This is a genomic window from Rothia sp. HMSC075F09, from assembly GCF_001810515.1.
GTDB lineage: Bacteria > Actinomycetota > Actinomycetes > Actinomycetales > Micrococcaceae > Rothia.
Genome location: NZ_KV801780.1, coordinates 1 through 25,638, shown reverse-complemented (window position 1 = coordinate 25,638; position 25,638 = coordinate 1). Strand labels below are relative to the sequence as shown.

Below are 25,638 nucleotides of genomic sequence, written 5' to 3'. Positions count from 1 at the left end.
TGATGCGGTGTACGTGGTGTGGTTGCGGGCGGGTTTCAGCGTGCGGGTCGCACCCTTGAGGGGGGCATCGGGGTGCGCCGCTGCGTACTGCGGTAAGCGTTACGCGGAAGGTTCTTCTGCGTTCTTCTCGCTCTCGGCGGTGATACGGTTCAGGGGCACGTGCGTGGTACACACGTGAGCGCCCGAAGCCATGGTTGAAAGCCTACGGACATCAACGCCGAGCAGGTCAGAAATAATCCCGGTTTCCTGCTCGCAGAACACTTGGAAGTCTCCAGCAAGGTCGCGCACCGGGCAGTGACCCTGACAGAGCTGAATACTTGCCAGAAAATGCTCGGGAACAGTTCGTCCTGCAGGAGGCGCGGTGACCTGAGCGGTCGCCACGAAACCGTCCTTACTCATTGCCTCTGCGAGCGCCTGCGCTCTGGCTGCCACATCGTCACCGGCGGCTTCTACGACGGGTCGGTAGCGGGCTTCCATTTCTGCGGCGCGGGCGGAGGCGAAAGCTTCGAGGGCTTCCTGACCAACCGTGTCGCGGAGCATTTGCAGGGCTTCGCGGGCGATAAGGAGGTAATCGTTGCCGAGGCGTTCGTGGCCCTGGGGGGCGATCACGTAGCGGCGGGCGGGTCGTCCAGCTCCGGCGCCGTGCTTTTTGATGGGCGCGACCTCAATCATGTTGTTGGATTCGAGGGCGTCGAGGTGGCGGCGTACCGCTGCGGGAGTGAGGCTGAGGAGCTCACCGAGGGTTGCTGCGGATACGGGGCCATTGTTGAGGACTTCGCGCAGGACGCGGTCCCTGGTGCGTTCTTCTGCCTCGGCTTTGCGCTTGGATGTGCGTGCCGCGGAGGACTTTGTACTGGAAGCACCAGTAGAGCCCGAGGCGGCGGTTCGGGTGCCGTTTCGGGTCTGCGCCTCGTTCGTTGAGGCGCGCTGAGGGGTCTTATTCACGGAATACACAAATAAAGTATGTCCTAATTAGTTTTTCTTTGGCTAGTTAGGTACCCCTACTTGCTAACTTTTCTACCTTAAAGTGAACTTTTGAGTCGTAACGGGCGTGCTTTGAACGTGAGTTAGGGCATAAGATGAAGGGGCACACACGCTCCTTCATCGCAAAAATCGAAAGTGACTGTCTATGGAGACCACCACCGCGGGCCAGCAGGACCACCCTGGGCGTGCATCCGCCGTACCAACGGCACACACTGAGCACCACACGGAGCCCAGCGCCTCACCCACCGCACGACGACGCATCGTCACCGAAGAACCGGCGCTCACCATTAAAGACCTCATCAAAGAGTTCAAACCCTCACGCGCCTTCCGCACCAAATACCCCGAACGGCTCACCGCCAGCGGGCTCTACCGCGCCGTCAACAAGGTCAACCTGCGCGTCTTCCCCGGTGAAGTGGTCGTCCTCCTCGGAGCCAACGGTGCCGGCAAAACCACGACCCTCGCCTGCGCCCAGGGCCTACTCAAACCCACCCGCGGTACCGTGCGCCTCCTTGGTGAAAACCCGCTGCAGGCGGACCCGGAGCTGCGCGCCAAGGTCGGCATTATGCTCCAGGACGGCGGCCTGCCCAACGCCATGCACCCCATTCCGCTACTCGAGCACATCTCGACCATGTACACCGACCCGTACCCGGTCGAAGAGCTCGCAGAACGCCTCGGCATTGATGCCTTCAACGGCACTACGATTCGCCGCCTCTCGGGTGGTCAGAAGCAGCGCGTCTCCCTCGCCGCCGCCCTCATCGGCCGCCCGGACGTGCTCTTCCTCGACGAGCCCTCCGCGGGCCTGGACCCGCAATCCCGCAACGTCGTCTTCGACATCATTCGTGAACAGCGTGAACTTGGCACCGCAATCGTGCTCACCACGCACCTGATTGATGACGCGCAGAAGCTCGCCGATTACGTCTACATCATTGAAAACGGCGCCACGGTTCAGGAAGGTACCGTCTCCGAGCTCATCGCCAGCGACGGCACGAACCGCCTGCAGTACACACTGGATGCACCCACCCCCACCCGTGAGCAACTGCTGCCCGCACATCTGCGTGCCGGTGTGGAGCTCATCGAGAAGGTGCCCTACACCCCGGCTCGTGACGGCGCACCCTCCGTGCCCGGCGCGTATGAGCTGGTCGGCGCACTACGCCCCGAGCACCTGGCGGCGTTCACCTCAGCGCTCGCCGAACGTTACCTCATGCCGATTTCTCTCACCATGGAACCGAAGACTCTTGAGGATGTCTTCCTCGACATTTCAGGACGTGATATCCGATGAGCAACACCGCACGCACTAACAACAACCGGGCGGCCAACAACCGGGCAACAGAAAACCAAGTAAAAGAAAAGCCTGCAGAAGAGAGCCGAGCGGAAGGGAACCGAATGGAAGAACGCGCCGCGAACACCCGTTCCGCCGTAGACACCCGCCCCAAGGTCTCTTCTATTGACGAAGATGAGGAGTACATTCCCCCGCGCGCGAACTACCCGCTCGTGCGCGTAATCGAGCAGGGCCGCTACGAGACGATGGCGATGCTCCGCAACGGCGAGCAGCTGATGCTCAACATTATTTTTCCCGTCATGGCACTCATTGCGTTGCGGTTTACCGGCCTGATTGATGAGTACGCGAACTCGGTCGGGGTCTCCCGCATGGACGCGGCGGTCCCCGGCGTTCTGGCGCTCTGCGTGATTTCTACGGCGCTGTCCGGCCAGGGCATTGCCACCGGTTTTGATCGCCGCTACGGCGTGCTGCGGTTCCTGGCGACCACTCCCCTGGGCCGTAACGGCCTGATTATGGGCAAGTGCATTGCGGTGCTGGTGGTCGTGGCGATTCAGTTCACCCTGGTGGCGGTTCTGGGGTACGGCCTGGGGTGGCGCCCGGACGCTATCGCCGTCTCCCGCTCCATCATCACGATGATCATGGGTGCTGGCGCATTTACGGCGCTGGGCCTGCTCATTGCCGGTACGGTGCGCGCGGAGGCGACCCTCGCCATCGTGAATATTGCCTGGGTCATTCTTGCCGGTGCCGGCGGCGTGGTGTTCCCGTTGAAGTCCTTCCCCGACTGGTACGCCGGAATTGTGGCGTGGTCGCCCTCGGCGGCTCTGGGTGATGCGTTGCGCGGTAACTTCATTCAGCATCAGTGGCTTGCCGACCCGCACTGGGTCCTCATTGTGTGGACCGTGGTCATTGGGTTTGTTGCCTCACGTAAGTTCAAGTGGTCCGACTAGAGGCAGCACAAATACAGACAGTGCAAGCGCAGACAGTGCAAGAGCAGACAGAGCTTCTTCTCATCGCAAATTAAAAGACGGGCGCCGGATATGTTCCGATCATATCCGGCGCCCATACATATAACACAAACCTTTAGTCTCAACCACGCACAAAGTGCACGGTCCGAGACTAAAAGAAAGCACCCTCCTCCAGAACCTTTTATCTCACCACCACAGTAAGATAATCAACGGTTCTTACGCGGAGGAGGGGCTTCAATCACCGAGATGCAGACCGACCCAACCACTGTTTCGGTCTACAACCTTCCTGCTCAACCTTAACATGAGCTTCACCACTTACACAAAAATTGTTACGTTACTGAACAATATTCAGCGCATAGCTCAGAAACACAGCTCAAACGTGCACCGCGAAATCCGCGGAGCCCGCGTTGTAGCGTCGCTTTTTTCTCCATCTCAGCCCCGTATCACCCTGTGAATGTCTGCATTCACACACCGGATACTTCCGCCCAGTGAACTATCCTGTTAAAACGAAAGGGTCGAAACAAACCTCCAGGCTCCCCGCACCTACCGGGTACTTACCAAGGCACCTACCCGGGTACCTACCGGCGCGGGAATAAGCGCCCCCGAAGGCACGTTACACCCGATGAACAGCGCGCTAGCACACGCCTGCTGGCGCATCCACTCACGTTGTGAAAGGACACCCCACGTGGCAGAAAACCTCCAGTGGACAGAAACCGATCAGCGAGCCGTTGACACCGCCCGCATCCTTGCCGCCGACGCCGTGGAGAAGGTCGGCTCCGGCCACCCCGGCACCGCGATGAGCCTGGCCCCGGTCGCCTACCTGCTGTTCCAGAAGGTCATGAACCAGGACCCGGCCGACGACCGCTGGGAAGGCCGCGACCGCTTCATCCTGTCCCCCGGCCACACCTCCCTCACCCTGTACACTCAGCTGTTCCTCGGCGGCTACGGCCTCGAAATGAGCGACCTGGAAGCCCTGCGCACCTGGGGTGCCCTCACCCCCGGCCACCCCGAATACAAGCACACCAAGGGCGTAGAAATCACCACCGGCCCGCTCGGCCAGGGTCTGGCATCCGCCGTTGGCTTCGCCTACGCACAGCGTCGTATGCGCGGCATGTTCGACCCCGAGGCTGCCCCGGGCACCTCCCCCTTCGACCACCACGTCTACGTCATCGCCTCCGAGGGTGACGTGCAGGAGGGCGTGACCGCCGAGGCGTGCGCGCTCGCAGGTCACCAGGAGCTCGGCAACCTGATCGTCGTCTGGGACCGCAACCACATCTCCATTGAGGAAGACACCGACGTCGCCTTCACCGAGGACGTGGCCAAGCGCTACGAGTCCTACGGTTGGGACGTTCAGCGCGTGGATTGGACCCGCACCGGCGAGTACGTCGAGGACGTCGCCGAGCTGTACGCCGCCATCGAGCGCGCGAAGGCCGTCACGGACAAGCCCTCGTTCATCGAGCTGCGCACCATCATCGGCTACCCCGCACCGCACAAGCAGAACACCGGCGCAGTGCACGGCTCCAAGCTCGGTGCTGAAGAGGTCGCCGCAACCAAGGAGGTGCTCGGCTTCGACCCCGCCAAGAGCTTCTTCATCGAGGAGAACGTGCTGGCACACACCCGTCAGCTCGTTGAGCGCGGTGCTGCGGCACACAAGGCATGGGACGAGAAGTTCGAGGCCTGGGCCAAGGCTAACCCCGAGCGCGCCGAACTGTACAAGCGCCTCGTCGCAGGCGAACTGCCCGCAGACTACAAGGCTGCCTTCCCTGTGTTCGAGGCTGGCACCTCCGTGGCAACCCGCGCGGCGTCCGGCACCGTCATCAACGCTATCGCTGACACATTCCCCGAACTGTGGGGCGGCTCCGCTGACCTCGCCGGCTCGAACCTGACCACCATCAAGGGTGCAGAGTCCTTCAACCCGGCATCGCGCAGCACCGAAGACTGGACCGGCAACCCCTACGGCCGCGTGCTGCACTTCGGTATCCGTGAGCAGGCTGCCGCAGCCATCGTTAACGGTATTGTGCTCTCCTCCCCGACCCGCGCGTTCTCGGGCACCTTCTTTGTGTTCTCCGACTACCAGCGCCCGGCCGTTCGCCTCTCCGCGCTGATGGGCGTTCCCGCACTGTACGTGTGGACCCACGACTCCATCGGTGTGGGCGAAGACGGCCCCACCCACCAGCCGATCGAGCACCTCTCCGCCCTGCGCGCCATCCCCGGCTTCGATGTTGTTCGCCCCGCGGACGCTAACGAAACCGCCGTCGCATGGCGCACCATCCTGGAGAAGTCCGACCGCCCCGCAGGCCTCGTGCTCTCCCGCCAGAACCTGCCCGTCTGGGCTCGTGAGGACGTGCACGCGGACGCTGAGGGTGAGAAGTTCGCTTCCGCTGAGGGCACCGCACGCGGCGGCTACATCATGGCTGACACCGAGGGCACCCCGGACGTCATCCTGATTGCTACCGGTTCCGAGGTTGAGCTCGCCGTTCAGGCTCGCGCAACCCTCGCAGAGCAGGGCATCGCGGCTCGCGTGGTTTCCATGCCTTCACGTGAGTGGTTCGCTGAGCAGGACGCAGAGTACCGCGAGTCGGTTCTGCCCTCCTCGGTTGCCGCCCGCGTCTCCGTCGAGGCTGGCCTGGCGATGAGCTGGTACGACCTGCTCGGCACCGCTGGCCGCGCCGTGTCCATCGAGCACTTCGGTGCATCCGCCGATGCGAAGACCCTGTACCGCGAATTCGGTATCACCGCGGAGGCTGTCGTGGCCGCCGCTAAGGAATCCATCGAGGCCGCTAAGTAGGCAGTAACAACGCCGCGGTAACTGCCGCGCACACTGCGCTCCCCCTGTACGGGTGGGGTGCGGACGCAACGGGTAGGCTCCGGCTGACCGCTCAGCCGGAGCCTCCCGCCGCCCAGAAGATTTCACTGATATCTCAAATTTCAATTTCGACAAAGAATCGAAGGTTTTCACATGTCTGAGTCCACTCAGAAGCTTTCCGACGCCGGTGTCTCCATCTGGCTTGACGACCTCTCCCGTGAGCGTCTGACCAGCGGCAACCTTGCCGAACTCATCAAGACCCACAACGTCGTCGGTGTGACCACCAACCCCACCATCTTCGCTGGCGCGCTCTCCAAGGGCGCCGCATACGCTGAGCAGATGCGTGAGCTTGCCGCCGCCGGCGCAAGCGTTGAAGAGGCAGTCTTCGCCGCAACCTGCGACGACGTACGCGCAGCCTGCGATGTGTTCGCACCCGTCTACAAGGCGTCCAACGGTTTTGACGGCCGCGTCTCCATCGAGGTTGACCCCCGCCTGGCACGCGATGCCGAAGGCACCGCCAAGATGGCACGTGAACTCTACGAGCGCGTGGGCCGCGAAAACGTCATGATTAAGATTCCCGCAACCCAGGAAGGCCTGCGCCCCATCGCGGAGACCCTGGCTGCTGGCATCAGCGTGAACGTGACCCTGATCTTCTCCCTGACCCGCTACCGCGAGGTCATCAACGCCTACATGCTCGGCCTGGAGCAGGCGCTGGAAAACGGTAAGGACCTGTCCACCATCCACTCGGTCGCATCCTTCTTCGTCTCCCGCGTAGACACCGAAATCGATGCACGCCTCGAAGCGGCAGGCGGCGACGCTGTACAGCTCAAGGGCAAGGCAGGCCTGGCAAACGCACGCCTCGCCTACGAGGTGTTCGAGGAAATGTTCTCCTCCGAGCGTTGGGCACGTCTGCAGGCACACGGCGCGAACGTACAGCGCCCGCTGTGGGCATCCACCGGCGTGAAGGACCCCTCCCTGCCGGACACCCTGTACGTCACCGGCCTGGTTGCACCCAACACCGTGAACACCATGCCCGAGGCAACCCTGAACGCTGTTGCCGATCACGGCGAGGTTACCGGCAACACCATCGTGCCGAACTACTCCGAAGCGAATGAGGTTCTGGACGCTATCTCCGTTCACGTCTCCTACCCGGAGGTCGTGGAGAAGCTCGAGGTTGAGGGCCTGTCCAAGTTCGACGTCTCCTGGGAAGAGCTGCTGCAGACCGTCCGCGAAGCACTCGAGCAGGCTAAGTAGAACCAGGCGACACAGCCGAATCTACAGCTGCTGAAATTCGGAAGCCACTGAAGTTCAGCAGCCACTGAAATATAGCGCATGACCAATGCGTTCCCGGTGTGCACCACCCGACGCACACCACCCGATATGCACGCCCACCATATTGTGGGCACAGCACCAATCCGCCGGGACTCTCGTAGAGATTCTGACCAGGATCCTGACCAGGATTCCCGCAGGGCTTCACTGCCCGAGGCGTCCCAGAGAATCTCGGCGGGTTAGGTGCCCCTCATATCGTCCCGTCAAAACCGGTACAATACAGGGTACACACCTTCCAGAATGCGGCATCGCCTCCGCGCGACAAGGTACGAACCGCGCGCCGCACGAACCAACCAAGGCAATCAAAGGAATATATTGTGACTATCGGTCATGAAGCGAACCCCCTCAGGGACACTCGCGACCGCCGCATTACCCGCATTGCGGGGCCGTCCGCGCTCGTCTTCTTTGGCGTAACCGGTGACCTGGCCCGCAAGAAGCTGCTTCCGGCAGTGTATGACCTCATGAACCGCGGTTTGCTCCCCCCGAGCTTCGGCCTTGTCGGCTTCGGTCGCCGCCCCTGGAGCGATGACGATTTCCGTTCCTACGTACGCGAATCCGTTGAAGCACACGCCCGTACCCCCTTCCGCGAAGACGTATGGAACCAGTTCCAGCAGGGCATGCGATTCGTCGTAGGTGCCTTTGACGACGACGCAGCCTATGAACAGCTCAAGAGCACCCTTGCCGAACTCGACGAGCGTGGCGCCCACGGCAACCACGCTTTCTACCTCTCCATCCCCCCGAAGGCATTCGAGCAGGTCCTCACCAAGCTCGCCGAACACGACCTCGCATCGCGCGATAACGACACCGTCAACCCCGTCGACGGTTGGCGCCGCGTGGTCATTGAGAAGCCCTTCGGTCACAACCTTGAAAGCGCACGCGAACTGAACTCCATCGTGGAGGCAGTCTTCCCGCCCGACGCCGTGTTCCGCATCGACCACTACCTGGGCAAGGAAACCGTTCAGAACATCCTCGCGATGCGTTTCTCCAACCAGATGTTCGAACCGCTCTGGAACTCCCACTACGTGGATCACGTCCAGATCACCATGGCTGAAGACATTGGCATCGGCTCCCGCGCAGGCTACTATGACGGCGTGGGTGCGGCCCGCGACGTCATCCAGAACCACCTGCTGCAGCTGCTCGCCCTCACCGCCATGGAAGAGCCTCTCAGCCTCGACGCTAAGCACCTGCGCGCCGAGAAGGCGAAGGTCCTCGAAGCAGTCCGCATCGATGACCTGCCGAACTCCTTCGCGCTCGGTCAGTACGCCGCAGGCTACCAGGGCGGCGAGCATGTCAACGGCTTCTTCGACGAGAACGACATCCCCGCAGACTCCCGCACCGAAACCTTCGCAGCGCTGAAGGTGTCCATCGCAAACCGCCGCTGGGAAGGCACCCCCTTCTACCTGCGCGCCGGCAAGCGCCTGGGCCGCCGAGTCACCGAAATCGCCGTGGTCTTCAAGAAGTCCTCCGACCGTCTCTTCGGCGAACGTGAAAACCCGCAGGTCGGCCAGAACGCCATCGTCATCCGCGTGCAGCCCGACGAAGGCATGACCATCCGATTCTCCGCGAAGGTGCCCGGCACCCAGATGGAAATCCGTGACGTCAACATGGACTTCGGCTACGGCCACTCCTTCACCGAAGAGTCCCCCGAAGCCTACGAGCGTCTCATCCTGGACGTTCTGCTCGGCGAGCCGCCGCTGTTCCCTCGCCACGAAGAAGTTGAGCTCTCCTGGAAGATCCTCGACCCCTTCGAAGAGTACTGGGAAGAAAACCGCATTAAGCCTGAACCCTACGAGTCCGGTTCGTGGGGTCCGCGTTCAGCACACGAGATGCTTGAGCGTGACAACCGCGCTTGGAGGCGCCCGTGATCTCGCACCTGCATAACACCACCGTTTCCGCCATCAACAAGGAACTGAGCCACCTGACTGCCGCCAACGGTAGCCTCAGTAGCGGACGAGTTCTCACCCTTGTTGTTCTCGCGGAAAAGGGCCACTCCCGCGAAGCAATGCGCGCCGCAATTCGTGCCTCCCACGAACACCCGAGCCGCATTATTGTGCACATCTCCCACGACCCGCTCGACCCCGACCAGCTGGATGCAGAAATCCACCTCGGCGGCGACACCGGTGCCTCCGAGATGATTGTTCTGCGCGGCTGGGGTAGCGCATCCCGCCCGACCGAAGCACTGATCTCCGGTCTGCTGCTGCCTGATTCCCCCATTGTGGTCTGGTGGCCGCACTCGGTTCCGGAGAACCCAGCACAGCACTCCATCGGTCGTATCGCTCAGCGTCGCATTACCGATTCTGCACGCGCTGAGGACCCGAAGGAGGCCCTCAAGCACCTCGCCGAGGTGTACCGCGCCGGCGACACCGACCTGGCGTGGACCCGCCTCACCCTGTGGCGCACCCAGCTCGCAGCGCTCATGGAGCAGATGCCTTCCTCCCCCGTACGCCGCGTGGTTGTGTGGGGTTCGAGCAAGTCCCCGTCCGTGGTGCTGCTCGGTACGTGGCTCGGCTGGAAGCTTGAAGCACCCGTGCACCTCGCCACCATTGGCGCGGCAAACCGCGGCCTGTACCGCGTCAGCATTGAGCGTGAAGACGGTTCGGTGACGATGTTCCGCCCCGGCATTTCCGTGGCGACCATCTCCACCCCGTACGCGCCCGATCAGCAGATTGCGCTGCCGGTGCGTACCCTCGCCGAGTGCATCTCTGAGGAGCTGCGCCGCCTCGACCCGGACGACACCTACGGTGACGTGCTGAAGCAGGCGCTGCGCACCGTCACCCTCGTCGATGACACCTGCCAGCCTGAAGACATGCTGGACCTCGAAGAATACCCGGAGGTTTTCGATGCCTAAGATTCAGAACATGGGCGCATCCACCCCCACCCTGGTGGCGCACCCGACCCGCGACGCTCTCGCAGCGGACGCGGTGACCCGCATCCTCGACATCATTGAGCACGTGCTCTCTGAGCGTACGATCGCCCACATTTCGCTGACCGGCGGCACCATGGGTATCGCCACCTTGAAGGCATGGGCTGAGAACGAGCGCGTGAAGGATATCGACTGGTCCCGCGTGCACTTCTGGTTCTCCGATGAGCGTTACGTGCCCGAGCGTAGCCCCGAACGTAATGACGGTCAGGCTATTGAGGTGCTGCTCGCTCCCCTGCTGTCGCACGGCCTGGTCGTGGGCAATGTGCACCGCATGGGTCCGTCCGATATTTTCACCGGCCTGGAAGCTGCAGCTGAGCACTACGCCTTTGAGATGCGCGACTACGCCGGTTCTGCACCGGCTGTGAGCGTGCAGATGCCCGAGGGCGCAACCGAACTGCCGCTGGCTGGCGGTCACGGTGGCGGCGCAGGTCACGAGCACGGCGGCTCCGGCGGCTGTGGTTGTGGTGGCGGCGGTTGCGGTTCTTCCGCACCCGAGCAGTCCATCGAAGAGACCACCCTGGACGAATTTGATGCTGAGGCTGCTGAGGCTTCCGAATCCGCCGGTGGTTGCGGATGCGGCGGCGGAGGCTGCGGTGGTGGCGGTGGCGGCCAGTGGCCTGCACCGGTCTTTGATATCACCCTGCTGGGCATGGGCCCGGATGGTCATATTGCTTCCCTGTTCCCGGGCCGTAAGCAGGTTCTGCTGGGTACCGGTCTGCCGGAGGATCCGGTTGAGGGCGGTAAGGCTGTGACCGTGATGGTTTCTGATTCGCCGAAGCCGCCGGCTGAGCGTGTGTCGGTGACCCTGCCGATTATCAATAATTCGCGTCACGTGTTCTTCCTCATCACCGGTGAGGATAAGCAGGATGCGACCAGCCGCCTTCTGGCTGGCGCGAAGCTGGACGCTGAGGACCTGAACGCGGAGCTACTGCTGGAGACCCCGGCGGTGGGTGCGCGCGGTAAGAAGCAGACCCTGATTTTTGCAACCGAGGAGTCGCTGGCTCCTGAGAACCGCCCGTAAGTTTCGGTTCTGAACTGCATCAACAAAAGAGTGGAGCCCCGGATAGTTTCGACTATCCGGGGCTTTTCTCTATGGTTTTAAACCACCCCGAAATGGTACTAGAAGTGGTACTATGAAGTATGCCGAGTATTGAAGATTTAGTTGCGAAGATGGCCGCCAGCCCTCAAAACGTTACTTTCACTCAACTTCAAAAGGTATGCACCCATTTCTTTGGAGCGCCGCGTATCCGCGGATCTCACCACTACTACAGCACCCCCTGGCATGGTGACCCTATTGTCAACATTCAACAGGGAAACTCCGGTAAAGCAAAGAAATACCAAGTCAAGCAGGTTCTAACTGCCATTCGAAAACTGGAGAATAACGATGACTAACGCTCTCCCCCGCCAAGAGCTCTACACCTACCGCGTCGAGTGGTCTGAAGACGACCAGGAATTCGTCGGAACCGTAGCCGAATTCCCCAGCCTCTCATACCTGGCCCCAACCTCTACCGAGGCATTCGAAGGTATCCGAGAAGTCGTCGCCGACACCCTCGAAATTCTTGAAGAAGATGGCCGCGAGGCACCCGAACCGTTCTCTCTGCGTTCCTTCTCAGGACGATTCAACTTGCGTGTTTCACCGCAATTGCATCGTCGTCTGGTTCAGCAGGCAGCGCTTTCTCACCAGAGCCTGAACCAGTACGTGAGCCAACAGCTCGAAGCGGTCGCCTAAGTAAGCCAGCATGTCTTCATCATCCAACGAAGATTCCAAAATGTTATGACATGACAAAAGAGTGGAGCCCCGGATAGTTTCGACTATCCGGGGCTCCACTCTTGCTACGCCCGCCTACTGTTCAGTAGCGGCAGGATTCTGCGGCTCTTGTTCCTCCGAAGATTCATCCGCCTCAAAGCCCACGTACAGTGCCGCCAGCGACGGAACCGTCGCCTCCAGCACTTGCTGCGCCTCCTCGGGGCTCGGGGTGAGCTTCGCGCCGGTCAGCTGCAGGTACTCGCGCACCGTCATGGGCTGCGCCCAGTCAAAGTGCTCACGCACGGCGGTGATGTTCGCGCCAGACTGCAACACGTTAATGCCGTGGGCAAGACCAATATCCGTCACCTTCACGATGGCGTCGGTCTCCTCCGGGATGTCGTACGGGTCGCGGTTCTGCAGGTCCACGATGAACGGCAGCACACCGCGGCTCTCAGCGCGCAAGGTGAACTTGGTGTGCACCTGGCTCACCTCATGCACCTCACCCACACCTACGGCGGGCACCACCATGAAGCCCGCCTGCAGGTCGTTCACCGCGGCCAGGGTGTGTGCCTCCCCGAAGCCGGAATACAGCTGCACCACCGGCACGAGGTAGCACACCTCCGCCTTGAGCGCCTTGCGAGCCTCAATGTCGATGTACTCCCAGGCGCCTCCGGTACCGTCCGTAATGTCGCCCGAGTGATGCGCGTAAATGGCGCCCTGGCTGTTCTTCACGGTCTGCGACCAGTAGCTGATCTTGTCCATGTAGTTGCCTTCGGCGTCGAACATCATCAGCGACAGGTCAATGTCCACGCCCTCATCCCAGAAGCAGAAGAGGCGAATCACGCCGGTGGGCGGCAGGTGCACCGTCGAGGTGTTGTAGCGGCCCATACCGTCCAGGGAGGGGCGGGCACTGCGTGTGTTCAGCGGCATAATCGTATCACCCACCTGCTCGGGCAGGTAGATGCTGGTCTCGGCAAGACGGCCGGACAGGCCAATCTCGACCAGGCGCTCCAGCAGGTCCAGCACGACCGGGCTGTACTCGCGCGCCGGAATCATGGTGGCGATACCGGTCTTGGACAGGTTCATGCGCTGCGGGGCGGCAGGCTGAGTCTTCTGAGCGGACGCCGCGCGGCGCTCCTCGCGCTGGCTCGCGGCAGGTTCGGAACCGACCGGGATAGAAGGCAGCGGGTTCTCCGGGCCGGAATTATCCCCAAAGAACGAGCCCAGCGGGTTCGGGATGCCCGCGTTCTGCATGATGTTCTGAACCCTCGCGACGCCCTCCGGGTTGCGGCGCGCGTAGTCGGCGAGCTCCCGGTCCTCCTGCACCGCCACCGGGTTGGCGGGGCGCTCCTTCGGCGGGTTCGCAAGCGCGTTACGCTGCAGGGTCACCAGGTTGCGGATCTGCACCAGGATGGGCGCGGAAACGCGCGGCGCCACGGCGGCAAACGCGTCAAAGATGACCTGCTGGCCGGGGCTCGGTGCGGTATCGATGCCGTAGCGAGGCGCTTCGAAAGCATCCAGGGCGCGCACCAGCTGGCGTGCAAACACGCCGGGACGGGTCGAGAGCAGACGTGCCACGTTCTGCGCATCCCGAGTTGCGTAGGCGCGGTCCACCAGCGACTCGAAGCTGTACACCTCGCCGCAGTACAGGTCGTCAGCCCAGCGGCTCAGCGCGGTCAGTGACGGGTAGTCGCCGGGGTGAATTGCCTTGACGAGGCGCTTGTACATCTCTGCATTGGGCGCGCTGTCGTAGCGGGCACCAACCGGGTCAGCCTCCAGTACCCGGTTGAGCAGGTGAGCGATGCGGGTGCGTTCGCTACGGCGTAGCTTCAGGCGCGGCGCGATGCTCAGGCTCAGATCCCCCACCGTGCCGTTGAAGCGCAGACGCGAGTATGCGGCGGCGAGGGCGAGCGCCTCCTTCATGGTGCGCAAGTGCTCAGCGTCTTCGGGGTGCAGGCAGGCGGCAATGAACACGCGGTTCTCGCGGTTGGTGTTCTCCGGATGGGCACCCGGCAGCGCGTCATGCTGGGCGAGGAAACGGCGCAACGCCACAAGGTCGCGCTGGTCGGTCTGGCTGTACGCCTGCTGCTGACCGAGCAACTGCTGGTAGAGGGCACCCGCCATGATCAGGGCGTTCTGCACGCCGCTGACCATCTGCAGGGGTCGGCGGTTGCGTTCCATGCTGGTGAAGTTGGAGCGGCTCATCGGCTGCTGCCACTCGTAGGGCACGTAGTTCTCGGGCAGGCCGCCAAGGATGCGCTCGGTGCCGTCCGGGTTGTAGTACGGGTTGGAGAGGTAGTGCATGATCTGCTCGGTGTAGCGTTGCTCGTCGGTGAGCGTCAGGGCGCGCAGATCAAAGTCGCGGCGGAACACGCGGCCGGGGCGGTACCCGTATTCGTAGGACCAGATGGTCGCGAACAGGGCAAATTCGTTGGCGCTGGCGTTCAGCGCCTGGGCGAGGGACTCAGGGCTGAGGGTCAGACCGCAATTGCTCAGGACGGATACTCGCCCCAGGTCGGTGTCGAATGCGCCGGAGTGGTGCAGGTCGTTAATGCTCGAGTAGTTCGAGCGGTAGTAGGGGCCGTACAGGTCGGTGAAGACGTACACGCCGTAGCGGCGCATCAGGATGAGGCGCACGAGGGGGCTGAGACCCTCGGGCGCTTCGCCGCGAAGGTAGGCGGATTCGTTGATGTAGGGTGATTCCTGCAGGTAGGGGGATGCGTCGTAGGGAGTGGTCACGGGTCGTCCTTTCCGTTGGTCTCACCCGACTGTCACCGTCGGTGGTGTGTCTATGTTCTTATCGTAGCGGCGTGGGTGCGGGTTGTCGCTGGGTTTGGTCATCGGTGACCTGCGGGGGTGTGTATTCGCGGGGGCAACAGGCGGTTACGTAAGCGGAGCCTGGGCGGCGCTTATCCGCCGCGTGCTTGTCCACCAGCCGCTTATCTGTCGGTCGCTTATCCTGCCGGCCGCGTGGGAACGGGGTTAAAAGAAAAATGGCGGGAAGCGAAGAATCCGATAAATATAAGAAAAAGATATTTCAGAAAGTAGGACTCTTCATGATCCGCCATTACTTATAGATTACTCCCGCCCCGCGACGGTGGTCAAGCCGTTTCGTCACGGGGCGGTGAGTGCGGTTGGGTGCACGAGGTTGGGTACACAGGGTTGCGCGCGTAGGGGTGCAGATACGGCGGCGCAGTTACGGGGTGCTCCCCTATGACTCCCCTACCGTGAGCTACCCTTCAGCGCCTACCGATGAGGTGCCCCCACCCGAGGTGTCCCCGCTCGAGGTTTCTCCACCCAGTAGCGCAAGCGCGGCCTCGCGGGCGGCAAGCGCCTCCTCAGTCACGCGCGGGGTCACCGCAGCCAGGGCGCGTAGTGCTTTCGCCAGCACGGTAGAGCCCTTCATCTTCGGCTCCAGGACGGCGGGAATCTCAACCGGCGTGCCGTACAGTTCGGCAAGCTCAACCGCCAGGCGCACATAGTCGCCGCCCTTCGTCAGCTCACCGACCATCGGCAGCAGCAGACGCAGAACCTGCAGCACACGCCAACCCGCCAGAACACCGATACCCGACACCTCACGCAGGGTCGCCACCAGGCGGTTCGCAAGGACCATCCCGTCCTCCAGAGCCCACTTCAGGGTCTCTGCGAAGGTTGACGCATCCAGCAGGCCCGCCTCAAAGAGCGCCGCAATGGCCTCTGCCGCCGCCAGACGGTACTCAGGATTCTTCGCGCTCGCCACATAGCCGAGCAGAGTGCAGGTCGGGGCGCCCACCTGCACGGTAGACTCCCTCAACGCACGCATGAGTACGGGAACGGGGGTGACGGTCTTCTCCTCAATGCACTGCGAAGCGGCGAACAGGAAGTATGCAGAGAGCAGGTCCGGGTTGTTCTGAAGTAGCCAGGATGCCCACTCGGTAAGCGCCGTCATGAAGTCGCCCTGCCATCCGTATGATTCAGAAGCATTCGGCAAAAAGGTGAAGGGAATGAACGCGGTGTTCAGCACCTCGTAGGCGATGGCCTCCTCGGGGCTCATGCCAGCGGTTGCGTGGCTCAGCGCCTCGCGCGCCTCATCCACGGTATCCACGATATCGCTCTCGACCTGCCACATCGGTTCATGACGAACAAAGTCGGCGGCAACAAATTTTCCGGTGGGTTCTCCCGCTTGGCTAGCTTTACGGTATTCCTCAACCTTGCTGTCATTAAGGCCGGAATAGTAGACGCTCCAGGGGATATCCAGGGCAGAAACAGTGCGATAAGTCCAGTCGCTGTAGGTAAGCTGACGGGCAGGTAGTGGTGCGCTCAGCAGACGCACCGTGCGACCTTCTGTGTGGTACTCTCCCCCGGCGGCGACGGCACGCATCTGCTCGCGGAAGATCTTGTAGAGGTCACGGTAGCCTTCTAGCGACGTGTAGCCAGGGTCCCAGAGGTGGTGCTTATTCTGGACGACCAGGCGCACCATCTCTTCTGTAGAAATGAGCTTGCTATGGTCGCTGGAGCGCCGCCATATCAGCTGGCTACGTTCAAAACGCTGCATGATCGAAGCCATTTCGGAAATTTCCTCAGACTTGTATCCCGCGGCCTCGGCGTTAGCTTCCAACACGGCGCAGAGCGCAGGCATGTACGCGACGTTGTTGTAGCTGTAATGGTCAGCAATTTTGCGCAGGGTACGAAGCTGCTGCTGTTCCGCCGGTGCCAGCTTGTCGGTCGCGGCAAAGTGGTAGAGACGCGCCATGTTCTCACCAGCAGCGCGGGGGCTCTTCTCCCCCGCCACACGGCCGGAGGTGGTGTTCGACTCCTCAGTCAGCAGAGTGCAGAACTCGTTCAAATCCGTAATGGGGGTGAACGGCTCATGGCGCGGGGTGCCGGGCAACAGCACCGGCGGCACCTCTATGGAGGTGCTTGCCGCCTCCTCCTCTTCGGCCTGGGGTAGGCGGTCTTCGGGCAGGCAGGCTTCAGCGGCACCGCGCAGTTCCAGGGGCAGCACCTCGTAAGCCTCAAGGATGCGCTCAGCAATATATTCGGCAAGCGCCAGCTGCTCGGCGGTTTGCGCCTTCTTACGCTTGGCTTTGCTCAAACCAGCGTACTGGGTGGCGATGAGCTTGAACAGGCGCAGGGCACCGCGCTGAATCTTCTTTTCGGTGCGGTAGAGGTTCGCGCAGAGTGCGTCGATGAGCTGTTCCAGCTCGACCTGTTCGAGCGGTGCCAGCTCTGCGTTTTCGTTCTTCTGCAGGGCGGCGGGTGCGCAGGCTTTGAGCACGTTCTGCAGCATGGTCTGGGCGAAACCAACCGATGCGCTCGGTTCGGCGGTGAGGACAGCCATGAGCTGCCCGAAGCGTGCCCGGTTTTCTGCGTCGGTGGGCTGCAGGTCGGTGTAGACGGAGTGGAACGCCGCCGAGTTGAAGGCACTAAAATCGCTGGTCAGGCCGCGTAGCAGGGCGTCCAGAATCTCGTCGCGGATATCGAAGTACTCACCCATGAGGCGGCACAGTTCCGCGCTTTCACCCATGTAGTTGCCGTAGCCCTTGAAGAGCACCCCTTCGGTGCGGAAGACAGCCCAAAACTCCTGGTCGAGCAGGGTCATATCGCGAGTGAAGAAGGTTTTGAGCTGGGCGTGATTACTGGCGCTGCCCTTCTTCACGCAGGGCAGGGCTTCGTGCAGGAAAAGGACCAGGTATTCGGGGGCATCGCAGCTCAGGTTTCGGGCGCGAAGCAGCGTGTAGCAGGTTTCCCAGATCTTCTTCGAGCGCGCCCAAGAGTTCGGGAGGCCCTCAATAAAACGCAGAATCCACTCGTCGGGGCGTTCGGTGGCGCCGAGCAGGAACGCGTCAATCAGCTGCTGATCGGGTTTACCTTCCCAGAGCAGGGTGCGCATGGCGCGACCGGCGGAGCGGTGGTATTCCCACGGGTCGCCGTCGGGGGTGCGCACGAGCGCCCCGGCAACGTATGCGGCGAGCGGGGTGCGGTTAATGTAGTCGCTACCGATCACGCTCCTGGGGGTGAGGGTTCGGGCGAGGGAGGCGCGTTCCTCCTCGGTGGAGCCGCTGATGACGGCATGGTATTCCTGCACGTCAGTTGATTCTGCCGCCATGAGGGCTTTGAGGGCGGCGCGGCGCTCTTCGAGGGTACGCTCACCTGCGTTATGTCCACCGGCGTTGTGCTCACCGGCGCCGTGCTCGCTAGGGTTATGCGGCTGGGCGGTATCAGTCATCGGTACCTGCTTTCAGAGTTGATGGTGAATGGTCGTGAAGAGTTGAACGGAAGTGTTGAACGGGTGCGATATGAACGTTTTAGCCCTGCACCTGTTTGAGGATATTCCGGGCATACCGCGCCTTCTGCGAAGAACCAGTCAGCGAACCCAACCAGGCACGCAGCGACTCATCCACGAGCTCCGCACGGGTGGCAGGGTCGAGAGTCGCCAGCGCCTGGCTGAAAGCACCCAGCAGCTTGCCGAGCGAGTTCGCCCCGGTATCCAGATGCGGTATGAGGCGCGCGAAGAAACGCACCGCCGCCCGCGCATCCAGCTGGGCGAAGTCGGTCAGGGCGAGAGCCCAACGGTTCAGCATCGCCAGCGGCACAAAGTTCACGAACCCTGCCGTGGCGTCCTCAAGGCTGAGCTGGTCGTCCAGCACGCGGTGCATGATTTCCACGGCGAGGGAACGAATCTCGACGCGCTGCTCCGAGAAGCCCGCGGCAAACACGAACGCGCAGGCGGGACCCCACACGCCGGGGTGCGCCGCCAACGCCAAATACAGGCTTCGGTCGAAGGCACTGTGATCCAAGACGTACCAGTTGCTGCTAGCGCAGTAGAAAGCCAGCGGCTCTGCCCGTGAGGGGTAGAGCAGGGCGTACTGTCCTTCTTCGTCGTGGTGGGCGGTGGCGAGGCCGCGGAAAGCGTTCAGCTCCGGGGTGGAAGCACCGTGCATCACCCCGTTCAGTTGAAGGCCCCAGCTCTTTTCCCGCTGGGCTACCGTGATGGATTCCAGGTAGGGGTTGACGCGCCCGGTGGCGAGAGTGCCGTCGAGGGCGGAGCGGAGCACACGAACCTGGGTAGGGGCAGAGCGCGGAGCATCCTGATCGGCGTTCTTCACGTATTGCTCTTCGAGGCTTTCAAGCAGGGTCAGCGCCTCAGCGCGACGGCTCTGTGCGTCCTGTCGCTGCTCATCGGTAGCGTACGGAGGCAACACCTCCGGCACACGCACACGCAACAGCGCCGCCGTGAAATCCGGGCGCAGGATGGGGGCTCCATCAGCCAGGTTCTTGACGTACCGGCGCACCAGGGTATCCGGATGCACCCACCCACCGAACAGTTCAGGGGTGGCGAGCGGCGTGTAGCTCTGCCTGCTCTTCAACACGCCGAGGGCATCCTTGAAGCCGGTGCTGAAGAACGCGGCGTGACGGGAGTACATGTAGTGCAGGTTCGGCACCGTACCGGGGTCTTCCCTCTGGGTCATCTCCGATGCCTGCTCGCGCTCACGCAGCTTCCCGGCGGCGGCAAGAACCGTCAAATGCACGCGCATGTCGAACCAATCCAGGCCCCAGTGGTTCAGCTTTTTCAGGCAGAGGGGAACAAGCTGTTCGAGCAGGTTCGGGCTCTGCGCGGTGCCGTCGGTACTGAGCAGGTAGGCGGTGAGCAGTTCCAGCTCCAGCTCGCATCCGGCGTGCGTTTCGGGCTGGTCTGCTTCGTTGAGCGTATCGGGGGTGGCGCAGGGCGCGACCTGGTGGTGCAGGAGCGCACGGGCGCGTTCTTGCACGTCAGATGCGGTAACGGGGCGCACGGGGGTGTCCCAGTACCGGTGGATGACGGCTCGGGAGGCGGCGGCCTCAATGCCTGCAGGTTCAGTGAGGGCGCTTTCCGCACCGCTCCCCTGTCCATTCTCCGGGTCGCGCGTCTCTTCTAGCAGCGGCGAGCCGTTCTCCTGAATCTGCGCCACGACAAGCGGATCCAGCTGGGATCGGTAGTCGCGGTAGAGTTCGCGGGCGCGCTCGGCAAACACGATAGTCTCAGCGCTCGCATCGTCTGCGGCGCCCGCCTTCACCCATTCTTCGAGGTGTGTGAGGGCGGCGGCTTGAACCTGCGCGTGGGTGTGGCTGAGCGCCATGACCACCGCGTCTTCGCAGGCGGCAGCGTCGAGGGTGCCCGCCCGGTAAAGCGCCTGGAGCATGCTCAGGGTTTTGAGTGCGTTTGCCTTGGTTCCGGCGCATACGGCGGGTGCCGCGTAGGCGAAGGCGGCGGCATCCAGCGCCTGCGGGTTTTTGCTCCAGAGGCGGTGAATATGCTGCACGCCGAGGGTTACGCTCGGACCGATGGGCGAGGAGAAAAGCGTCAGAAATTCGCTCTGACGTGCCGCGATTTCTTCGGCGGTGAGTTTGAGCCCGGTGACCAGGCGTGAGAACCAGCCGACCCGGTACGCCGGGAAGTCGCTCATGAGGGAGCTTAAGAGCGCGTCAATGAGGCGGTCGCGGCTAATCAGCCCGGTTTCGGTGGCTTCGATGAGGGCGCAGGACCAGCCGGGGTTGTTGACCTTCTGTGCGGGCTTGTAGGAGTCGCGCTGGGTGAGGGATACGTCCCGGTTACCTTCGACGGCGAGCATGCCCCAGATGAGCTCTTCACGCAGTTGCTGATCTTCACGCAGCAGCGGGAGGATCAGCTCGCGGTCGCAGTTGATGAGGGCGGTGTAGTATTCCTCGTTGTGTTCGAGGCGCGCCCCGCCGTAGAGCTCAGCTAGGCGCATCGCAACGCCTCCGGTGAACCAGCCGAACTCTGCGTAGGCTTTAACGCGGTCCTGCGTGACGGTTCCGGGCGTGTTTTTACCGAGCTGGGAGCCGTAGGGGGTGGTGGTGATGTCGAAGTACTGCCAGCGGCGGTAAATCTCTTCGAGGGTACCGCCGACCGCCAGGATATTGGCGAGATTGCGGTTGAAGTGCATGATGTCGCTCCAGGTTTTCTGCTGCCTGGTGAGCGGGTGAATGACTTCGCCGGGGAGCGGCTCAGTGATGACCCCTTCGGGGAAGGTGTGCGTTTCGGGGCGTTTGCTCATGGTGGTCTTTCGGGTGGAAGCTGAGGCGAGCTTTTGGGGCGTCGTCTTTTAGTGCGGTGCGTGGTGTGTCTAGCCGGCGGCGTGTTCGCGGTAAAGAATGCTGACCGCCAGGGCGTGCTTGCAGGGGCCGCGCGTACCGCGGTACTTCAACCACCAGGGGCAGGAGCAGAGGTACCCCTCCACGGCGTACGGGTTGGCGGGTAGCACCACGGTGTACATGTTCGCGCCGCTGCGCACACTGTACTCACCGGTGCCGTGTTCCCCCGCCCCGACCCGCTCAATGGCGCCGGAGTCGGCAAGCTTTTTCGCGCCGACCAGGCGCGGGTGCATGGCGGTCAGTGCCTCCGGATGCACGGGCAGCGGGCGGTGGAAATACTCGCCAGCGTGCACGTCAAAACCAACCTGACCGGAGGAAGCCAGCAGGGCGAGGGCGTCGCGGGTTGCCGCCTCATCCAGGCCGGCGCGGGCAGACATGACGGGCACGTCAATGCGCGGCTCGAAGGAAAGCAGCACGCTGAGCATGTCAGCGTTCTGGGCGGTGTTCGGGTTAGACAGCGCCTGCAGCACGGATCCCTCACCGGAGAACCCGCGTGACTTTTCAGGGCTCAAACCAATGCTCAGGCGTGCGCCGGGCAGATGCGCCACCCACACGCTGGGCACGGGCGCGTTACCGGCGCTCACGGGCTCACTGTACGCGTCCAGGCGCTGAATGTGGCGGATGAGCGGCTCAAGCACGCGCAGACGCTCGGGGCCCGCCACGCATACGGATCCGGCGGTGGCGCGGGTGGCAAGCCGCAGGGAACGCACCGCACGGGTCGCCCACAGGACCGCCTTGGTACTGGAGTTACGCGGCAGGGAGTGGATGAAGGTTCGGGCGGCGGCAGCGTCCAGGCTGTGCACCGGGCTCATGCGGGATGAGAGCATCTGCGTTTCTGCAAAGCCTTTGAGCCAGCGGATGGGCAGCGGCACTTTTTCTTCCATGACGGAGCCGTCAAGGGTGGTGGTGAGCAGCCCGTCGTCGCCGACGTTCAGGTGGATGGGCTCCCCTGCTCTGAGGGAGGCAAGCGCGGCACGCAGGGGCGGGTTGACGTCTACGTTGGTGACGCCTACGGCGCTGTGGCTTGCGTCGAGTGCGCTGGAGTCAACGTCGAGGCGCGCGTACACTCCGCAGCAGGCGCTGAAGGATTCGAAGCGTAGGCCTTCGGCGGTGCTGGTGACGACGGGGTCTGCGGCGCGTAGGGCTCCGGCGAGGGAGCTGGGCGGCACGTAGAAGCGGGTGCGGGCGACCCTGGCGACGACCAGTAGTGCGGTGGCGTAGACGTCTGCTCGTTCGAGGAACCCGGAGAAGAAGTACGGGTGAGCGGCGGCACCTTCGGGGGTGCTACCGCCGCTGGTGGCGAGGCTGAGCGCGCGGGAGTCGGCGCCGTCGATGAGGGCTGACGGGGCGGTGTACGTGTAGTCGAGGGTGTAGACGCTCATGGCTTCTTTGCCTTTCGTATGTGGTGTATACGTCCTATCATGCCGTAAAGATTCGCACCCCGCTACCGCTTTCGTCATTGCCGTTTGGTGCATAAAAAATCCCCGACATTCTCGGTTGAGAAGTGCCGGGGAGAAGCTCTATCCGTTCACCCGTGAAGGTGGGTTCAGGCTAGACGACGATCTGGCCGTTGAAGCGCAGGGCCAGGCCGTACAGGACCACTGCGATAACCCAGATGACGATTACGGTCACGGTCAGGCGAATCAGGTTCTTCGACGCCATACCGGAGGAGTTCAGGGAGTTGGTCATACCGCCACCGAACATGTCGGAGAGGCCGCCGCCCTGACCGCGGTTGAGCAGCACGAGCAGCACTGCAATCACGCTGGTGATGGCAATAATGACCATGAGTACGTTCATGATGACGTCCATGGGGACCTTCCTGTAGTCATTCTTCGGGCGGGGTCTGCGGCTTTCGCATTGCAGACAGACGGTTTAACTATACGCTACCGTCGCCGTCCGGTCACGTTGATTAGGTTTTTAGGCGGCGCGGTTAGTGCGGCGCTGGTACTCGCTGGGGGTCAGCTGCAGGGCCGCGGGCCGGTCGGTGAGCACGCGCTGGGCGGTGAGCTCATCGCCTTCAGTGTCGTAGGCGCGCACGTACCCGCCGTCGATGAGGTAGTAGGTGAATTGTTGCGCGGCCGCCCAGTAGGCGCCTCCTCCGGCGTAGAAGCCCTGGTCTACCCAGTCGCGCAGGGTGAGGGTCACGGGAATTTCGGGAGAGGAGGTGCGGCTGTAGAGCCAATCAAGGAATTCGTCTCGGCGGCTCTCGAAGTACTGGTATTCGGGCGAGGGCTCCCTGTACTCTTCGCCGCCCGCGTAGCCGAGGTTGCCGCCGTCATTGCCGGGCAGGCGCGGGGCGCTGACCCTGCGGTTGCGGATGTAGAGGAAGAGCATCGTGCCGATGAGGCCTGCGATGATGAGGGAGAATCCGAAGCTGAACATGCCGTTAAGTGTACGGGGCGAACCGTGCGGCGGGCACGTTCCGGATGGGTTTTGCGCCGAGGGGCGAACACCCCCGGCATCTTGCCCGCCGGCCGCGCATAGCCGGTTAGTGGGACTCCCCTGAGCGCAACTCCCCGCCACTTTGCTACCGAAGCTTACAGACTTACGGAGACGCACCCGTAAAGAAGCGCGGTTAAAAGGCGCGGCGCCCGGTCGGGTGGGTACCCGCCGGGCGCTGTAACGCTATGAGACGCTGTGGTGCGTCGGGGTTTTATGCGTCGAAGCGTGCGATTGCTGCGAATTCGTCAGCCTGCAGGGATGCGCCGCCGACGAGCACGCCGTCCACATCTTCCTTGCCCATGATGGAGGGTGCGGAGGAGGACTTGACGGAGCCGCCGTAGAGAACGCGGACCTTCTCTGCAACGTCTGCGGAGTAGAGCTTAGCGATTTCTGCGCGGATTGCTGCGGACATTTCCTGTGCGTCGTCTGCGGTTGCGACCTTGCCGGTGCCGATTGCCCAGACGGGCTCGTATGCGATGACGAGGGTTTCTGCCTGCTCTGCGGTCAGACCTGCGATGGAGCCGCGCAGCTGCTCGAGGGTGTACTCGACGTGGGTGCCTGCTTCACGGATTTCGAGGGGCTCACCGACGCAGAGGACGGGGGTCAGGCCGTGCTTGTATGCTGCCTGGACCTTTGCTGCGCACAGCTCGTCGCTTTCGTGGTGGTAGGTGCGGCGCTCAGAGTGGCCGACGAGCACGAAGGTTGCGCCGAGCTTGGAGAGGAATGCGCCGGAGATTTCGCCGGTGTATGCGCCGGAGTCGTGGACGGAGAGGTCCTGGCCGCCGTAGAGGATGTCCAGCTTATCGCCCTCGACGAGGGTCTGCACGGAGCGGATGTCGGTGAAGGGCGGGAAGACGGCTACTTCGGTTGCGGAGAAGTTGAAGTTTGCGTCGTCGAGGGTCCATGCGAGCTTCTGGACGAGGGTGACTGCCTCTGCGTGGTTGAGGTTCATCTTCCAGTTGCCTGCGATGAGGGGCTTACGCGACATAGTTCGCTCCTTAGCTTTCCCGCGCGGTATACCGGGCGGGGTTGTTGTTCGGAATTTTCCTTTTCTATTTTAGAGGGTTGGCGGCATATTTTCACTGGTTCGGCGTGGTTTTATGCTTTGCGTTGACTATTCTCACCCCGCGCTCGCTGATCGTGTGGAACCCCGGATACGAAGTACCGGCAGGGTGGAGCTTAGGGGGCTCTACCCTGCCGGTATTCTGCCGGTGGTGTTTGTCTACGGTGTGTTAGTACCTGCCGCCGTTGAGAGCGGACAGCAGAAAAGAAAAGGTAATGGCGATAATGATTGCTTCGAGTGCCATCACTCGTGCGCATAAGCCGAGGGACTGTGCCCAGGGCATCTTACGGGTGGCGATTGCTTCGGTAATCCAGGTGACGAGTGCACAGTATGCGAAGGCGATACACACCCAGATAATGATGCTCGCAATAATCAGCAGGGGCGCGTTAGGCCCTGTCGTGTACGTCAGGTATAGCGACATTAGAGGTATCCCGCCGATAGACACTCCAAGGGGAACCGCAACCAGGAGGCAGATAAGCGAGTAGAGGCCCATGCGCTTAGGCTCTGCGGGCGCGGGTGCTACCGCCTCGGCGGGAGCTGCGGATGCGGTGCTTGCTAGAGCCGGGTCATGCTCGGGGCTTTGGAGGGCGGTTGCGGTAGGTACTGCAGTAGCTTCTACCGTGGTGCTTTCTGTGGCATTGTTCTGCGCAGTATTCTCCGGCAAGGGGCTGCCCTGCATGGTGCTAGCCTGCGCGGGCACGCCGGGGTTCTGGGGCGACTATTCCATATGTCTCCTAGGGTGGTTGGTGTGGTTATCGGTGATATCGTGCGGTTACCGGGAAGATGGGATCTTACACCTCTAGCCCTTCGAGAGAGAATCCCGGAGGATACAGCGGCGTGGCGTCCTTATCGTCTTCCACCAGCACCCAGCGGCCGCGCAGGTGCTCCGCACAGAGGAAAGCGTACTCTTCCTCACCGGTCTTCAAGAACTTATCGATGGGTAACTTCTCCCCCGTTTGGGGCAC

Annotated in this window: 18 protein-coding genes; 9 read left to right on the top strand and 9 right to left on the bottom strand. The window is 62.5% G+C overall.

Annotation, left to right across the window (positions count from 1 at the left end; all coding sequences use genetic code 11):
* Nucleotides 1-99 precede the first annotated feature (99 nt).
* Nucleotides 100-954 (bottom strand): helix-turn-helix transcriptional regulator, encoded by an 855-nt coding sequence (locus tag HMPREF2749_RS02045; RefSeq protein WP_049356995.1) that lies wholly within the window; start codon nucleotides 952-954, stop codon nucleotides 100-102.
* 175 nt (nucleotides 955-1,129) lie between these two features.
* Here HMPREF2749_RS02045 and HMPREF2749_RS02040 point away from each other — a divergent pair, with 175 nt between their 5' ends.
* The 9 genes from HMPREF2749_RS02040 (at nucleotide 1,130) to HMPREF2749_RS02000 (ending at nucleotide 12,015) form a co-directional block, all read left to right on the top strand.
* Nucleotides 1,130-2,263: an ABC transporter ATP-binding protein gene (locus tag HMPREF2749_RS02040; protein ID WP_049356997.1), complete on the top strand. Its 1,134-nt coding sequence runs from the start codon at nucleotides 1,130-1,132 to the stop codon at nucleotides 2,261-2,263.
* A complete protein-coding gene (locus HMPREF2749_RS02035; RefSeq protein ID WP_049353109.1) occupies nucleotides 2,260-3,210 on the top strand; it encodes an ABC transporter permease in 951 nt (316 codons plus the stop codon). The genes HMPREF2749_RS02040 and HMPREF2749_RS02035 overlap by 4 nt, the downstream gene beginning before the upstream one ends.
* Nucleotides 3,211-3,913: 703 nt before the next feature.
* Nucleotides 3,914-6,016, top strand: coding sequence for a transketolase (tkt, locus tag HMPREF2749_RS02030; protein ID WP_049349671.1), 2,103 nt, complete (start codon nucleotides 3,914-3,916; stop codon nucleotides 6,014-6,016).
* Between the two features lie 171 nt (nucleotides 6,017-6,187).
* Nucleotides 6,188-7,288, top strand: a complete 1,101-nt coding sequence (gene tal / locus HMPREF2749_RS02025) for a transaldolase (RefSeq protein WP_049349673.1) — start codon at nucleotides 6,188-6,190, stop codon at nucleotides 7,286-7,288.
* Nucleotides 7,289-7,680: 392 nt separating this feature from the next.
* Nucleotides 7,681-9,228, top strand: a complete 1,548-nt coding sequence (gene zwf, locus HMPREF2749_RS02020; RefSeq protein ID WP_049347574.1) for a glucose-6-phosphate dehydrogenase — start codon at nucleotides 7,681-7,683, stop codon at nucleotides 9,226-9,228.
* Entirely contained in the window at nucleotides 9,225-10,211 is a 987-nt protein-coding gene (locus tag HMPREF2749_RS02015; RefSeq protein ID WP_049349677.1) for a glucose-6-phosphate dehydrogenase assembly protein OpcA, read from the top strand. The genes zwf and HMPREF2749_RS02015 overlap by 4 nt, the downstream gene beginning before the upstream one ends.
* Nucleotides 10,204-11,307: a 6-phosphogluconolactonase gene (locus HMPREF2749_RS02010; protein ID WP_049349679.1), complete on the top strand. Its 1,104-nt coding sequence runs from the start codon at nucleotides 10,204-10,206 to the stop codon at nucleotides 11,305-11,307. Before HMPREF2749_RS02015 ends, HMPREF2749_RS02010 begins: the two co-directional genes overlap by 8 nt.
* A 119-nt stretch (nucleotides 11,308-11,426) precedes the next feature.
* Nucleotides 11,427-11,678, top strand: a complete 252-nt coding sequence (locus HMPREF2749_RS02005; protein ID WP_070593262.1) for a toxin HicA — start codon at nucleotides 11,427-11,429, stop codon at nucleotides 11,676-11,678.
* The gene (locus HMPREF2749_RS02000) at nucleotides 11,671-12,015 is read left to right on the top strand and encodes a type II toxin-antitoxin system HicB family antitoxin (RefSeq protein ID WP_049342824.1); all 345 of its coding nucleotides are present in this window, start codon (nucleotides 11,671-11,673) and stop codon (nucleotides 12,013-12,015) included. The genes HMPREF2749_RS02005 and HMPREF2749_RS02000 overlap by 8 nt, the downstream gene beginning before the upstream one ends.
* A gap of 114 nt (nucleotides 12,016-12,129) precedes the next feature.
* On the opposite strand, the gene HMPREF2749_RS01995 is transcribed toward HMPREF2749_RS02000, so the two are convergent.
* From HMPREF2749_RS01995 to HMPREF2749_RS01960, 8 genes are all read right to left on the bottom strand, one after another.
* Nucleotides 12,130-14,772, bottom strand: coding sequence for a TerD family protein (locus HMPREF2749_RS01995; RefSeq protein WP_070593260.1), 2,643 nt, complete (start codon nucleotides 14,770-14,772; stop codon nucleotides 12,130-12,132).
* Between the two features lie 493 nt (nucleotides 14,773-15,265).
* Nucleotides 15,266-18,241 (bottom strand): endonuclease, encoded by a 2,976-nt coding sequence (locus HMPREF2749_RS01990; RefSeq protein ID WP_070593258.1) that lies wholly within the window; start codon nucleotides 18,239-18,241, stop codon nucleotides 15,266-15,268.
* Nucleotides 18,242-18,320: 79 nt separating this feature from the next.
* Nucleotides 18,321-21,071 carry a DUF6493 family protein gene (locus HMPREF2749_RS01985; protein WP_070593256.1) on the bottom strand — a complete coding sequence of 917 codons (2,751 nt, stop codon included), beginning with the start codon at nucleotides 21,069-21,071 and terminating at the stop codon, nucleotides 18,321-18,323.
* Between the two features lie 69 nt (nucleotides 21,072-21,140).
* Nucleotides 21,141-22,550, bottom strand: a complete 1,410-nt coding sequence (locus HMPREF2749_RS01980; protein ID WP_070593254.1) for an SWIM zinc finger family protein — start codon at nucleotides 22,548-22,550, stop codon at nucleotides 21,141-21,143.
* 169 nt (nucleotides 22,551-22,719) lie between these two features.
* Nucleotides 22,720-22,977: a preprotein translocase subunit SecG gene (gene secG, locus HMPREF2749_RS01975; RefSeq protein WP_049334137.1), complete on the bottom strand. Its 258-nt coding sequence runs from the start codon at nucleotides 22,975-22,977 to the stop codon at nucleotides 22,720-22,722.
* A 108-nt stretch (nucleotides 22,978-23,085) separates the two neighbouring features.
* A complete protein-coding gene (locus HMPREF2749_RS01970; RefSeq protein WP_049342829.1) occupies nucleotides 23,086-23,550 on the bottom strand; it encodes a hypothetical protein in 465 nt (154 codons plus the stop codon).
* 271 nt (nucleotides 23,551-23,821) lie between these two features.
* Complete coding sequence (tpiA, locus tag HMPREF2749_RS01965) at nucleotides 23,822-24,598, bottom strand: triose-phosphate isomerase (protein WP_005509126.1); 777 nt, start codon at nucleotides 24,596-24,598, stop codon at nucleotides 23,822-23,824.
* A 244-nt stretch (nucleotides 24,599-24,842) separates the two neighbouring features.
* A complete protein-coding gene (locus HMPREF2749_RS01960) occupies nucleotides 24,843-25,352 on the bottom strand; it encodes a histidyl-tRNA synthetase (protein WP_246823485.1) in 510 nt (169 codons plus the stop codon).
* Nucleotides 25,353-25,638: the final 286 nt, after the last annotated feature.